We start from the raw sequence: 13,401 nt of genomic DNA, 5'->3' as shown, positions 1-13,401 counted from the left end.
CAGGACCCGGCCATGACCCATAGACAGAATGTTTGCCCACTTTGCGGCACCCAGGCCGAAACCCGCACCCGCCGCGGCAGTTACGGACAATGGGTGTTGTATGGCTGCGGCAATCCCCAATGCGGGCCCACCGAGATCAGCACCGGCGCGCGCCGCAACCTGCGCGAGCCCGGCCGCCAGGCCGAGCTGCGGGCCCTGGCCCGCACCAGCCGCGAGCACGGCAAGGTACCGCGCTTGTGCTACGACGGCCCGCGCGGCGAGATCTACGTCGAATTCGACTAGTCAGCGGGGACCGGCAGCCCGCTGCGCGTCCGCCCTGCATAGCGTCTCGAACTGGCCGTCGAACGGCGCGCTGGCGCTGCCCAAGGCCTTCGTCGCCTGGGCCGCTCACCTCACATTGAACGGCAGGCCTTGCCAGCTCCACGGCGGTTCGCATCCGCGCTTCGACGCGCACGGCCGTGTCACCTGCCACCGACTACCGTGATGCGGCGGAAGCACCGTCGCAGCAGTTGCCGGTGCCCGGCCCGCCGGTGGCATGGTCGCGCCGCCGCTTCGCCACGCCGGCGTCATGGCCGCCGCTGCCGCGCCGCGCAACGGGGCGCGCTGGCATTCCTCGTGATCCGCCGTTACATTCCATGCAGTTTGTGACCGCGCTGGTACGCGGCGGACGGAACATCCCGGCGTCGGCCGCGGTCCACTATGCGTACCGCACGGCAACACAAGGACTGCCCAATGCAATTGACCACCGACGATCTTCTGGCACTGTTCTGCGCCAGCGTGCTCACCGTGACGGTGGTTGCGATCCACTACGAGGTGTTGCGGCTGCTGTCGGAAATGAGCCCGCGCCGCTGGGCCGGGCGCGTCAATGTGGGCGTGCTGATCGTCTTCATCATCCTCGCCCATTGCCTGGAAGCCATCGTGTTCGCCGGGGGCTACTGGGCCGCCGGCCACTGGCTGGGCCTCGGCGGCCTGGCCGGGCCGCAGGAGATCCAGCCCATCACCTACGTCTATTTCTCGCTCGAGACCTATACCACGCAGAGCCTGGGCGACATCTCCCCGGTTGGCGCGACGCGGCTGATCGCCAGTATCGAGCCGCTGGTCGGCCTGATCCTGATCGGCTGGTCCACTTCATTCACCTACATCATCATGCGCCGCGACTGGCCCACAGGCAGGTCCAGGCACGCATCCCAGGACGAGATCTAGCCCGCGGCCGGCACGCCGCGGCGCACGGAGCCGGCGCTACAGGATCGGCGCGAACAGGGTCGCCACGTGCATCGCCACGCGCCGCAGGTGGGTCCCGCCCATGTACTCCTCGCGCCCGATGCGGCGCGCCTGTGCGAAATCCTCCTCCAGCATGGCCGCCACGCTGGCGGCAAAGCCGCGGTGCGCGGTCATGACCATGATCTCGAAGTTCAGGCGGAACGAGCGGTTGTCCAGGTTGGCGCTGCCCACCGCCGCGGCCTCGTCGTCGATCAGGATCACCTTCTGGTGCAGGAAACCCGGCTGGTAGCGGTAGATCTTCACGCCTGCGCAGATGGCCTGGTAGGCGTACAGCGTGGAGGCCGCGAACACCACCAGGTGATCCGGGCGCGCCGGCAGCAGGATACGCACATCCACGCCGCGCAGCACCGCCAGCCTGAGCACGGCGAACACGGCTTCGTCCGGGACGAAGTACGGACTGGTGATCCACACGCGCCAGCGCGCCGACTGGATCGCCTCGACGAAGAACAGCGAGCAGGTCTCCTGCGCGTCGGCCGGGCCGGAAGGCACCACCTGGCAGGTCATGGTGCCGGCCGGCGCGGCCGGCGGCGGCAGCAGCACCGGCACCTCGCGCGCGGCCCAGTACCAGTCCTCGGCGAAGACCATCTGCAAATCGAGCACCGCGCTGCCGCGGATCTCGATATGCGTGTCGCGCCAGGGCGCCAGCGGCGGCTTCAGGCCCAGGTATTCGTTGCCGACATTGTGGCCGCCCGTAAACGCGCAGGCGCCGTCCACGATCACCAGCTTGCGGTGATTGCGGAAATTGAGCTGGAAGCGGTTGACGAAGCCGCGCCGCGTGGCAAACGCGCGCGCCTCCACGCCCGCCGCCAGCAATCGCTTCACGTAGTCGCCGGGCAGCGCGTGCGAGCCGATGCTGTCGTAGAGGAAATACACCTTCACGCCGGCGCCCGCGCGTTCGCACAGCAGGTCCTGCAGGCGCTGGCCCAGCGCATCGTCATGGACGATGAAGAACTGCACGATCACCACCTGCCTGGCGGCAGCGATGGCGGCCAGGATGGCAGCGAAGGTGGCGTCCCCGTTGACCAGCAGGCGCACGGCGTTGTTGGCCAGGCAAGGCATGCCGGTGAGCCGCGGCAAGGCCCGCAGGCAGGCCTGCTCGGGCGCGTGCACCACGCTGGCATCGCGCGCGGCGCGCTCGCCGGCGTCCATGTCGAACGTGACCTCGCGCAGGCGATCGTTGTTGAAACGGCGCGCGTTGACGTAGCCGGCGAAATTGCTGCTGCCCAGGATCAGGTAGGGCACCAGCGCGAAATACGGCATCATCACCAGCGACCCTGCCCACGCGATGGCGCCCGGTGCCGTGCGCACGGTCATCACCGCGTGCAGGGCGGCGAGGATGCCGAGTGCATGGAAGACCAGCACGATCGCAGCGATCAGGGAAGGGCTGAGCATGACCGTCAGGGGTCGCCATGCGGCGACGGATCACAATGCCTGCCATTCTGGCATAGGCGCGGCAGGATTTCGCGGCAGGCGTTAAGCTGTAGCGTTTTTCGCCTCGCCGCACCCCGTATCGTCAAGGAAGACCGCAATGTCAGAGTTCAAGATGGAGTACCGGCGCCTGGGCGCCAGCAACCTGAAAGTATCCGCCCTGTGCCTGGGCACCATGATGTTCGCCGACCAGACGGATGAAGCCGAAGCCGGCCGCATCGTCGACAGCGCGCGCGCCCACGGCGTGAATTTCATCGATACGGCGGATGTCTACAGCAAGGGCGGCTCCGAACGCATGGTCGGCAAGCTGCTGGCCGGCGACCGCCATGACTGGGTACTGGCCAGCAAGCTCGGCAACCCGATGCACGCCGCGCCCAACCGCTCGCACTACTCGCGCACGTGGATCCTGCGCGAGGCCGAAGAAAGCCTGGGCCGCCTGGCTACCGACTACCTCGACATCCTCTACCTGCACCGCGACTTCCCCGGCGAGAACCTGGAAGAGCCGGTGCGCGCGATGGGCGATCTGGTGCGCGCGGGCAAGATCCGCTACTGGGCCGTCTCCAACTTCCGCGGCTGGCGCATCGCCGAGCTGGTGCGCCTGTGCGACCAACTGGGCGTGCCGCGTCCGGTGGCATGCCAGCCCTACTACAACCTGCTCAACCGCATGCCGGAAGTGGAAATCCTGCCCGCCTGCCAGCACTTCGGCCTGGGCGTGGTGCCCTACAGCCCGATCGCGCGCGGCGTGCTCACCGGCAAATACCAGCCCGGCCAGCAGCCGCCGCAGGATTCCCGCGCGGGCCGCGCCGACCGCCGCATGATGGAGACCGAGTTCCGAGAGGAATCGCTCGTCATCGCGCAGAAGCTCAAGCAGCATGCCGACGGGCGCGGCCTCCAGCTCGGGCAGTTCGCCACGGCATGGGTCCTGGCCAATCCCATTGTCAGCTCGGTGATTGCCGGGCCGCGCACACTGGCCCAGTTCGAGGACTACTTCGGCGCAGTGGGCGTCGCGGTCTCGGCCACGGAAGAGGCGATGGTCGACGACCTGGTACGGCCGGGGCATGCCTCCACGCATGGCTACAACGATCCCAACTATCCGTTGACGGGGCGGCCGATCTCGGCGTTCTGAGCGGGCCGCAGCCCGTTCCGGCAGCGGCTGGGCTTTGTCGAAGCCTGGCCGCAACAGGCATTGCCCGCGGCGCCGATGCCGTTGACGCATGGCCGTGCGCTGCCCGGCAGCGGCGGCGAGGTCATCGTCGTGGACTTGCCCGGCCACGCCGCCGGCCATCCCGGCGCCTTCATCCAGGGCAAGCGGCGCCGCATCGTGCGGCTGCGCGAGACGGGCAGCCGCGCATGATCGCCGGCCCCCATGCCAGCGGCTCGCCAGCTTCAGGCCGGACGGCATCGCCGTGATGGCTCCGGATTGCTGCTGCGCATGCCGGGGCGCCGACGCTGGTCTGCGCCGCCACCGGCCGCCGCGCCGATTGCTCAAAATTTAGGCAGTCCGATACAAATCCGCCGCTATTGGCACAGCGCCAAGGGCCGCCCCCTTTTATCCACATATTCTGTGGATAACATAAAGCGGCAGATTCGGACAAATCATGTAAATGCGGCGCAGCAATCCCATGCGGGCCTCGGCGAGATCGGGCGCCGCCCCGGATGCGTCGCCGCCTGCCTTGGGAATACTCCGCTCGCGCTTGCGGATTGCTCTGAACGTTATCGGCCTCGCCCCGGACTATGCTGCCCGCATGCCTTGCGGGGAAGGCCCGAGCCCGTCCCGGCCCAGTGCATGGCTGCCCGTCTGGCCGGGCGGCGGATGCGCGCCAGCCCCCTCTTTGCCCGAACGCCAGTTGCCAGTTGGACCCATCCCAATGAAGATCGCACTGCTAGCGGACCGCTCGGTCCAGGCCGAGGCCCTCTCGGATTCCCTGTCCCGCGCCGGCATGTATTGCCATACCTATCACGCCAGCCGGGATCTGTTCCAGCGCATCGACCACTCCGGCTACGACGTCTTGCTGATCGACCACGAACTGGCCGACATGCCCGCGGTGCAGGCCGTGCGCGCGGTGCGCGCGGCGTGGCGGGGCGAGCTGCCGGTGATGGTGCTGTCCGACCGGCGCGACGAGGATTCGGTGGTCAACACCCTGCAGGCGGGCGCCGACGACTATATGATCCGTCCGCTGCGGGCGCGCGAGCTGGTGGCCCGGCTGCACGCGCTGCGACGCCGCACCGCCGCCCGCGACCCGGCGCCCGCCCCGGGCCCTGCCGTCGTGATCGGGCCCTACACGCTGGATTACCTGTCGCACCAGGTCACGTTCCGCGGCCGGCGGCTGCAGCTCACACCCAAGGAATTCGATCTCGCCGCCCTGCTGTTCTCCGGTGCGGGGCGCGTGATACCGCACGCACAGGTCGAGCACGCGATCTGGGGATACGGGCTGCCGGCCACGTCGCGGGCGCTGGCAAACCTGGTCTCGCGCCTGCGCCGCACGCTGGCGCTGCACCCCGGCAATGGCGTGGTGATCACGGTCGTCTATGGGCAGGGATACCGGCTGGAGGAAACGGCGGCCGGCGTCACCAGGCGCGCCCGCCACCGCGGCTAGCCAGGTAGGGGGCTGCCGCCTGCCCGGACGCCGGGGCGCCGAGACGCCCGTCGCGCGCCAGCTCGCGCAAGTCGATCACCACAAAGCCGCTGCTGGCTTTCTTGGCCGCGCGCTTGGCCGCGGCCGCGGCCGCGCCGATATGGCTGCTGTCCAGTCGCCACAAGCCAGGCATGCCCTGCGGGCCGGATGGCCCCCGCGGCCCCACGCGCACCGCGCCGGCGGCCATGGTCACGGTGGGAAAGAACGCACGCTGGCCCAGCCGGTCCTCGCCATGGATGCCGCCGGCCTCGCGATCGGCGTCGGAGTAGAGCTCGCGCGCGGCCAGGTCGAAGCGCGCGATCGCGGTGCGCGTGCGCGCTTCCCAGTCCGGGCTCTGGTACAGCACCAGGAAATCGTCGCCGCCCACATGGCCGAGGAAATCACGCACCGGGTCGCAGGCCTGCGCCAGGAAGGCGGCGGCGCCCTTGAGCATTTCGTCGCCCTTCCAGTAGCCGTACTGGTCGTTGTAGGGCTTGAAGTGGTTCAGGTCGATATAGCACGCGTGGAACTCCGCTCCGGCCTCGACCAGCCGGTCGATATGCCGGTTCAGCGGCATGTTGCCGGGCAGGAAGGTCAGCGGGTTGGCATAGCGCGCCGCCTCCATGCGGATCTCGGTGACCGCGCGGATCAGGTCTGCGCCGGTGCCCAGGCCGGCGTAGCGTCCCCGCTCGGTGATGATGAAGCCGTCGGCCAGCGCACGCTGGTCCTCGCCCGACAGGGCCTGCGCCATCTCGTCGATGCCGGCGCCCTTGTCGAAGCACAGCGGCGCGCGGTTGGCCAGGGCCAGGCAATCCTTCCTGCCGTAGAGCTCGCGGTGGAACGGCCCGGCAAAGCGGTCGATGAAGTAATGCCGGTTGACGATGGCGAGCGGCTTGTCGTCATCGCTGACCACGGCCGCCGCGTGCAGCTCCGGGTGCGCATGGAACAAGGCCAGCAGTTCGTTGTTGGTCGTGCCGGGACGCACCGCCGGGCCGGGCCGCATCAGCTTGCCTGCGGACATGCCCGGCCGCGCCGAGCGCACTGCCTGCGGGAACACCGCGATCTGCTTCGATACCAGCGCCAGGCGCGCTTGCGGCGCGACTTCGCGCACCGGCTGCGCCTGCGGGCGACCGAGATAGTAGCCCTGCCCGAAGGGCACGCCGAGGTCGCGCAGCACCGCCAGTTCGTCGGCGTCCTCGATCCCTTCGGCGATCGCGGCGCCGCCCAGCGCCTCCACCAGCGCCAGCACGGTGCGCACCACCTCGAGGCGGCGCGAGCAGGTGCCGATGTCCCGCACCAGCGACTTGTCCAGCTTGATGTAGTGCGGCGCGAGGTGGATCAGCCGATCCAGGTTGGCGTGGCCGGTACCGAAATCGTCCAGCGCGTATTGCATGCCCATTTCGTGCAGCACGGCCATGGACCGGCCGAAGCGCTCGGCATGCTCGATCTGGGCGTGCTCGGTCACCTCGATCACGACGCGCGCCGGGGCGATGTTGCCGGCCACCAGGGCGGCCATGGCGCGACCGCCGTCGGCCAGCAGGTAGCGCAGCGCCGTGGCGCTGAAGTTGAGGAACAGCTTGCCCTGCAGGTCAAGCGCGGCGCAGCCGGACAGCGCGGCACGCGCGGCCTGCAGCTCAAGCTCGACGGTATCGGCTTCGTTGCGGGCCAGCCGGAACAAAGCGTCGGGCATCGCCAGCGGCGTACCGGACGGCCCCCGCACCAAGGCCTCGTAGCCAAGTATCTCGCCGCTGCCGAACGTCACGATGGGCTGGAACACAGCATGCAGCGGCGGCAGGCGCAGCCGCGGCAGGGGCACGCCGGCCAGGGAGGAAGCGTTGGGCATGAACGGAATCGACAGACCTGTTGGGGTGGGCGGCGCGGCGCCTGAGGTGCGCAATGGGGGGAAAGCGCACAGGCCGGTGCGCGGCGAGGCCCCCGCAAGTGACGCGGGCCCTATTTCATGTCAACGATATGTCACCATTGTGACAATGGGGATTACCCTGTGGCTGTGTCGGGATGTCATGGTTCCGTCACATTGGTATCCGAGCATGCGCACACAACGAATCCGCCGCCAGCGGCCCCGGCCTGGCCGGGCTGGAAGGCGGTGCCCCAGGGTCAGCATGCGGACCGCCAGGTCCATCGGAGCCTCACAGTGTCGCAAACCATCCAACTGAAGGCCCCGCGCCGCGCGGGCCTGCGCTTGCCCGCCTGCCTTGGCCGGCTGCCGCTCGCCGCGCGCATGTGCGCGGCCTTCGCCCTGGTCTACGTGTTCGGCGCAGCGGTCGGGCTGACAGGTATCTTCAGCCTCGGCTCGGTCAAGCAGATGACCGACACCCTCTACCAGCGCGACATGCAGGGCGCCATTTCCGCCGAACGCGCCCAGGCGGCACTGGCGCGGCTGGATCGCGCCCAGCTCGCCCTGACCCTGGCCACCAGCGGCAGCGAGCGGGACGACGCCGCCAGGGATATCGAACACGCCCTCTCCGGGCTTGACCAGGCCTTGACGGTGGTCCGCGCCGCCGCGCCACGGCAGGCGCCGGCGCTGCAACAGGAACGCGACGCCGCCGCCAGGCTGCTGGGCGACTATGTGGCGTTGCTGCGCAAGCAGCCGCTCGACGCGCTGCAGTTCGACAGCGCTGTGTCGGTGGACGGCCATTTCCTCGGCGAGCAGCTGCAGAAGCTGGGCACCGTGGTCGAGGCCGCGCGCAAGCTGCAGGAAAGCCAGGCCGCGGCTACCGTGGCGGCGGTGGCCGCCAGCCAGCTGCGCGCGCAGACCGTGATGGCGGCGATGCTGCTGGCCAGCCTGGGCGCCGCCGCCGCGCTGGCCTGGTTCGCCGCGCGCCTGCTGCTGTCCGAGCTCGGCGGCGAGCCTGCGGATGCCGCCAGGGTCGCCAGCCGCATCGCCTCCGGCGACCTTCAGCAGGCCGTGCCGCTGCGCCGTGGCGACGAGCGCAGCCTGATGAGCCTGCTGGCCCGCATGCGCGACCAGCTGGCCGGCGTGCTGGAGGATATCCAGCATCACGCGCGGGAGATCGCCGCCACCAGCGAAGGCATTGCCGGCGGCAACCAGGACTTGTCGCGCCGTACCGCCATGCAGGCCAGCGCGCTGGCCGCCGCCGCCGACAGCGTCGCCCGCCTGACCACCCTGGTGGGACAAGCCCGCGAACAAGCCACCGAGTCCAGCGAAATGGCGCGCCTTGCACGTCAGGCGACCGAGGCAGGCATGGCCGTGGTCAACGACATGAGCGGGGCCATGGATGCCGTGCACGGGCATTCGCGCAGCGTGGCGGAAATGGTGTCGGTGATCGAGAGCATTGCCTTCCAGACCAATATCCTCGCGCTCAATGCCGCTGTCGAAGCGGCCCGCGCGGGCGCCGCCGGACGCGGCTTCGCGGTGGTGGCGCAGGAAGTGCGCGGACTGGCCCAGCGCAGCGCCACATCGGCACGCGAGATCCGCGACACCATCGCCCAGACCACCGCGGAGATCGGGCGCGGCGCGCGGCTAAGCCAGCAGGTCGTCAGCGCGATGGGCGGTATCGAGCAGGCGGTAGGCCAGAGCCATGCGCTGGCCGAGCGGCTGTGCGGGGTGGCCGACGAGCAGGCCCGCGGCATCCGCGGCGTGGGCGAAGCGGTGGCGCAACTGGACCAGACCAGCCGGCAGAACGCCGGCCTGGTGGAGGCGGTGGCAGAGCAGGCCGCAAGCCTGGATGCGCAGGCCGCGGCGCTGTCGGCAGGCGTGGCGCGCTTCCGCTTCTGAGGGCCGGCGGCCGATCGTTGTCCTGATCATGACTGTTCTGCACTGCAGAACAGTCATTCCACAGTGCAGTTGACGGGCGAGGCGATCGGTGGGAGTATGCCGCCATCGWACAAATCCGGCGGCCACGCCGGAAGCCTTACCGGAGACCGCAATGAGCAGCACCCCCACGTCTGGCGCGCCCGCGCCGGCAGTTTCCCCGCGCGCCGACGCTTCCCAAGCCACCGCCTCGTTCACCCGCCTGCACCAGACCATCGCCCCGTGGGTCCGCAGCCACCCCGAGCGTGTCGCGCTGATGGATGCCGAGCGGTCCCTGCGCTACGGCGAACTGGACGGGGCTATCGCCGAAACCGCGCGTTCCCTGGCGGACCTGGGCGTGCGCGGCGGCGACCGCGTGGTGCTTGTGACGGAAAACAGCGTGGGCTGCGCGGTGCTGATTCTCGCGCTCAGCTCGCTCGATGCGTGGGCGGTGCCGGTCAACGCCCGCCTCTCGCCGCGCGAGATCGACAACATCATCGAGCATGCCGGCGCGCGCGTCGCGCTATACCTCGACAGCGCCCACCCCGAAGCGCGCGAGCACGGCCTGGCGCGTGGCGCGCAGCCGCTGCAATGGCCGCACGCGGGCGCTCTGCTGGCCGGCGCCGTGAACCAGAATGCCGTGGCCGAGCCGGTCGAGGCGGCGGCGCGCGACCAGGTCGCCGCGCTGATCTACACCACCGGCACCACCGGGGCCTCCAAGGCCGTCATGCTCACCCATGCCAACCTGATGTTCATTGGCCGCTCCAACCGCCTGCAGGCGCGCGTGCAGCCGGGCGACCGCATCTACGGCGTGCTGCCGATCTCGCACGTGTACGGCTTGTCGGTGCTGCTGGTCGGGCCGCTGTCCAACGGCGCCACGGTCTTCTACGAGCCGCGCTTCCGCCCGGAGAAGCTCGCCCATGCGCTCGCCGACCTGCAACTCACCGTGCTGCACGGCGTGCCGGCCATGTACGCCAAGCTGATCGAGTGGAGCCGTGCGCAGGACACCCCGCTGCGGGCACCCGCGCTGCGCATGGCGCAGTCCGGCGGCGCGCCGCTGGCGGCTTCGCTCAAGTCGGCGTTCGAGAGCAGCTTCGGCATCGTCCTGCACAACGGCTACGGCATGACCGAAACCTCGCCCACGGTATGCCAGACGCGCGTGGAAGCCCCGCGCAGCGACTGCTCGGTGGGCCCCGTGGTGCCCGAAGTGGAAATCCGCCTGGGCGATCCGCTGCCTGACGGCAGCGGCGAGCTGCTGGTGCGCGGCCCGAACGTGATGAAGGGCTACTATCGCCGCCCCGACCTCACCGCGCAGGTGATCGACGCCGACGGCTGGCTGCATACCGGCGACCTGGCGCGCATCGATGCCGACGGTGCCGTTTCCATCGTGGGGCGGTCCAAGGAAATCATCATCCACTCGGGCTTCAACGTCTATCCGGAAGAAGTCGAGCAATCGATCAACGCGTTCCCGGCGGTGCTGCAATCGGCCGTGGTCGGGCGCACGGTGGAAGGCAACGAGGAAGTGATCGCCTTTGTCGAGGTGCGCGACGGCATGGCGCTGGACCAGGCCGCGCTGCGTACCTTCCTGCGCGAACGCCTGTCGCCGTACAAGATGCCGGCGGAGGTCAGGATCGTGGCCCACCTGCCGGCCGCGCCCTCCGGCAAGATCCTCAAGGCAAAGCTGCGCGAGATGCTCGCCGGCGCCGGCTGATCACGCGCCGTCACAGACAACCGAGGCATACCGCATGCAAGCGCCGCTGCCAGAAGATGCCGCCCAGCAAAAGGAAGACCGGCATTTCGTCACCGCGCTGGCGCGTGGCCTCGATGTGCTGGCCTGTTTCCGCAGCTACGAGACGCGACTTGGCAATGCCGAGCTGGCCCAGCGCTGCGGCTTGCCCAAGTCCACGGTATCGCGGCTGACCCATACGCTGACCGAACTGGGCTACCTGCGCCTGGACCCCGAGCAGGCCAAGTACCAGCTGGGCAGCTCCGCGCTGGCCCTGGCGCCCGCGGCGCAGCAAGGCGCGGACGTGCTCGACGTGGTGCGGCCGTATATGCGGGAACTGGCCGACCTGTCCCAGGGCGTGACCTCGCTGATCGTGCGCGACCGCGCGCAGATGCTGATCTACGAGAACTGCCAGTCCGAGTCTTACCTGACCTTGCGGGTCGCGGTGGGCACGCGCATCTCCGGCCTGACCACCGCGGCGGGACGCGCCTACCTCGAAGCGCTGCCCCCGGCCGAGCAGAAACAGGCGCTGTCCGCCTTCCGCAGGCAGGACGGACTCGACAGCGAGCGCGCCGATGCCATCGTCGCGCATAGCCGCACCGAGGTGCAGCGGCTGGGCTGCACCACGTCCTTTGGCGAGTGGCTGCCCGATATCAATTCGATTGCTGCGGCTTTCCGCCCGGGACCCGCGCTGCCGCCGATGACCTTGTCGTGCAGCGGCCCCACCGCCATCGTGCCGGCGGCCATGCTATTGGAAACGGTGCGTCCGCTGCTGGTAGAGAGCATCCGCGGCATCGAAGCCGCGCTGCGCGCGCAGGCGCGCTGAGGCCAATGCCGCGCCGGGCGCTGTTCAGCTCTCGTCCAGCCCGGGCGGGGCCTGGCGTTTCTGCCCGTCCGCGTCGGCATGCGCGCCGCCGTTGCGATGGACCTTGGGGGTAGGCGGCAACCCGGCCTCTTCGTGCAGCAGCCGCCTGTGCAGCGTGCGCTCGAAACGCCCGCCCACCAGCAGCAGCACCAGGCCCAGGCCAAGYGCCATCGCCACGATGGCGAAATACCCCGCTCCGCAGGCGGCACCGATGATGGCGGCCAGCCAGATCGCCGCCGCCGTGGTCAGGCCCTGGGGCTTGTCGTCACTACTGTGGCGGGAGATCACTCCCACGCCCAGAAAGCCGATCCCCGTGAGCAAGCCTTGCAGCACGCGCGACATGGCGTCGGGAGGATGGCCCGCCACCGTCACCAGGCACACCGCCGTAGCCGCGCCAAGGGAGACCAGTCCGAGCGTGCGCGCACCCGCTGCCTTGCCACGCAGGTTGCGGTCGAGCCCGATCAACACCCCGCACAGCAGGCCGCAGAGAAGTCTGACGAACAGATCCAGGCTGAAAGCTTGCATAGGATAGGCGGTGACCGGCGGCGCGCGAAGGTTGGTTTCCGCGAGCTTACCGCAAGGCGCCGGCCCGGGGCCAGCACACCGGCGTCAGGCCAGTGCCTCGGGCGCCGCCATCCCGTACTTTTCCAGCCACGGTGCCAGTTGCGGCAGGATCGCCGGATTGAGCGCCACGCCATCGCGCAGCTGGCGCGTCTTGCGCTCCAGCGCGCCCTGCCCCGGCAGGCGCACGCGGTCGACGCCGGGCCGCGGCGGGTTGTCGGTGCAGGCGCGCGCCACCCAGCCCATTTGCGTGGCGAAGGCTTCCTCGCCGGCAAAGGCGGCGGGGTCCAGAATCTGCAGGAATACCGTATTGCCCCAGCGCTTGCCCGGGTCGTCGCGGCCATGGCCGCTCAGGCCGGCGGTCAGCGACTCCACCATCAGCGAGAGGGCAAAGCCCTTGTGCCCGGCATCGAGCCCGCCCAGCGGCAGGATCGACCCGGCATGCGGGGGAAACAGCACCGCCGGGTCGTCGCTGGCATTGCCGTGCTCGTCGATCAGCCAGGGATGCGGCAGGCGCTTGCCTTCCTTGTACAGGCGCCCGGTGAGGCCGTTGGTAGTGATGGAGGTGGAAACATCGATCAGCACCGGACCTTGCGGCGTCGGGAAACCGACCGCCAGCGGGCTCGGCGAGAATATCGGGCGGGTGCCGCCGAACGGCGCCACCGTGGCGGCGCCCGGCGCCGACGAGAACAGCAGCATGACCAGGCCTGCCTGCGTGGCGCGCTCGAGGTAGGCGGCCAGGCAGGCGATATGGTGCGAGCGGCGGATGGTAACGGTCCCGGTGCCGTAGTCGCGCGCGCGCGCCATCGCGCTCTCCATCGCGCGCAGGGTCAGCCAGGGCCCGGGCAGGCGCTTGCCGTCCCAGGTGGCAACGGCGGCGCGCTCGGAGATCACCTCGTAGTCTTCGTTGACGGCCATGCTGCCGCTTTCTATCTCCGCCAGGTAGGTCGGCAGCAGTTGCAGGCCGTGGGTGTCGTGCCCCATCAGGTCGGCTTCGATCAGGATGGCGGCGACATCGGCCGCGCGGTCTTCCGGCATGCCGGCGCGCACGAACATGGCCTGCGCCATGAGCCGCAGTGCGGTGGCGTCGTGTCGCGAAGTGGCTGGGGCTGGATTGCTCATGTTGAAGGGTTCCTCGATGAAGTTCTGCGCC

The 13,401-nt window shown here is 69.7% G+C and carries 12 protein-coding genes; 8 read left to right on the top strand and 4 right to left on the bottom strand.

Going from position 1 to position 13,401, the window contains the following annotated elements:
- The first annotated feature begins 12 nt into the window (after positions 1-12).
- Together AB4Z48_RS15175 and AB4Z48_RS15170 are read left to right on the top strand one after the other, a co-directional pair.
- Positions 13-282 (top strand): hypothetical protein, encoded by a 270-nt coding sequence (locus tag AB4Z48_RS15175; protein ID WP_441615265.1) that lies wholly within the window; start codon positions 13-15, stop codon positions 280-282.
- 450 nt (positions 283-732) lie between these two features.
- Positions 733-1,203, top strand: a complete 471-nt coding sequence (locus tag AB4Z48_RS15170) for an ion channel (protein WP_441615263.1) — start codon at positions 733-735, stop codon at positions 1,201-1,203.
- A 36-nt stretch (positions 1,204-1,239) separates the two neighbouring features.
- Here the strand turns inward: AB4Z48_RS15170 and cls are convergent, their stop codons facing one another.
- Positions 1,240-2,673 (bottom strand): cardiolipin synthase, encoded by a 1,434-nt coding sequence (gene cls / locus AB4Z48_RS15165; protein ID WP_441615262.1) that lies wholly within the window; start codon positions 2,671-2,673, stop codon positions 1,240-1,242.
- Between the two features lie 136 nt (positions 2,674-2,809).
- Here cls and AB4Z48_RS15160 point away from each other — a divergent pair, with 136 nt between their 5' ends.
- The 3 genes from AB4Z48_RS15160 (at position 2,810) to AB4Z48_RS15150 (ending at position 5,306) form a co-directional block, all read left to right on the top strand.
- On the top strand, positions 2,810-3,835 hold the full coding sequence (locus AB4Z48_RS15160; protein WP_441615260.1) for an aldo/keto reductase: 1,026 nt from the start codon (positions 2,810-2,812) through the stop codon (positions 3,833-3,835).
- A 75-nt stretch (positions 3,836-3,910) separates the two neighbouring features.
- Positions 3,911-4,063 carry a hypothetical protein gene (locus AB4Z48_RS15155; protein ID WP_441615258.1) on the top strand — a complete coding sequence of 51 codons (153 nt, stop codon included), beginning with the start codon at positions 3,911-3,913 and terminating at the stop codon, positions 4,061-4,063.
- A 514-nt stretch (positions 4,064-4,577) separates the two neighbouring features.
- Positions 4,578-5,306, top strand: a complete 729-nt coding sequence (locus tag AB4Z48_RS15150; protein ID WP_441615256.1) for a response regulator transcription factor — start codon at positions 4,578-4,580, stop codon at positions 5,304-5,306.
- Here AB4Z48_RS15150 and AB4Z48_RS15145 read toward each other — a convergent pair.
- A complete protein-coding gene (locus tag AB4Z48_RS15145; protein WP_441615254.1) occupies positions 5,278-7,167 on the bottom strand; it encodes an EAL domain-containing protein in 1,890 nt (629 codons plus the stop codon). The two genes, AB4Z48_RS15150 and AB4Z48_RS15145, sit on opposite strands and share 29 nt — an antisense overlap.
- A gap of 309 nt (positions 7,168-7,476) precedes the next feature.
- On the opposite strand from AB4Z48_RS15145, the gene AB4Z48_RS15140 reads away from it, so the two are divergent.
- The 3 genes from AB4Z48_RS15140 (at position 7,477) to AB4Z48_RS15130 (ending at position 11,648) form a co-directional block, all read left to right on the top strand.
- On the top strand, positions 7,477-9,081 hold the full coding sequence (locus AB4Z48_RS15140) for a methyl-accepting chemotaxis protein (protein ID WP_441615253.1): 1,605 nt from the start codon (positions 7,477-7,479) through the stop codon (positions 9,079-9,081).
- A gap of 151 nt (positions 9,082-9,232) precedes the next feature.
- Positions 9,233-10,807: a class I adenylate-forming enzyme family protein gene (locus AB4Z48_RS15135; protein WP_441615251.1), complete on the top strand. Its 1,575-nt coding sequence runs from the start codon at positions 9,233-9,235 to the stop codon at positions 10,805-10,807.
- A 34-nt stretch (positions 10,808-10,841) separates the two neighbouring features.
- Positions 10,842-11,648 (top strand): IclR family transcriptional regulator, encoded by an 807-nt coding sequence (locus AB4Z48_RS15130; protein WP_441615249.1) that lies wholly within the window; start codon positions 10,842-10,844, stop codon positions 11,646-11,648.
- Between the two features lie 24 nt (positions 11,649-11,672).
- Here the strand turns inward: AB4Z48_RS15130 and AB4Z48_RS15125 are convergent, their stop codons facing one another.
- Both AB4Z48_RS15125 and AB4Z48_RS15120 read right to left on the bottom strand, forming a co-directional pair.
- On the bottom strand, positions 11,673-12,212 hold the full coding sequence (locus AB4Z48_RS15125) for an MgtC/SapB family protein (RefSeq protein ID WP_441615247.1): 540 nt from the start codon (positions 12,210-12,212) through the stop codon (positions 11,673-11,675).
- A gap of 84 nt (positions 12,213-12,296) precedes the next feature.
- Positions 12,297-13,370, bottom strand: coding sequence for an Ldh family oxidoreductase (locus AB4Z48_RS15120; protein WP_441615245.1), 1,074 nt, complete (start codon positions 13,368-13,370; stop codon positions 12,297-12,299).
- Positions 13,371-13,401 lie beyond the last annotated feature (31 nt).

The sequence above is a fragment of the Cupriavidus sp. 2TAF22 genome, assembly GCF_052115045.1.
Taxonomy (GTDB): Bacteria; Pseudomonadota; Gammaproteobacteria; order Burkholderiales; family Burkholderiaceae; genus Cupriavidus.
Note: the sequence above shows the minus strand (reverse complement) of the source record. Positions and strands in the feature narration are given on the sequence as shown.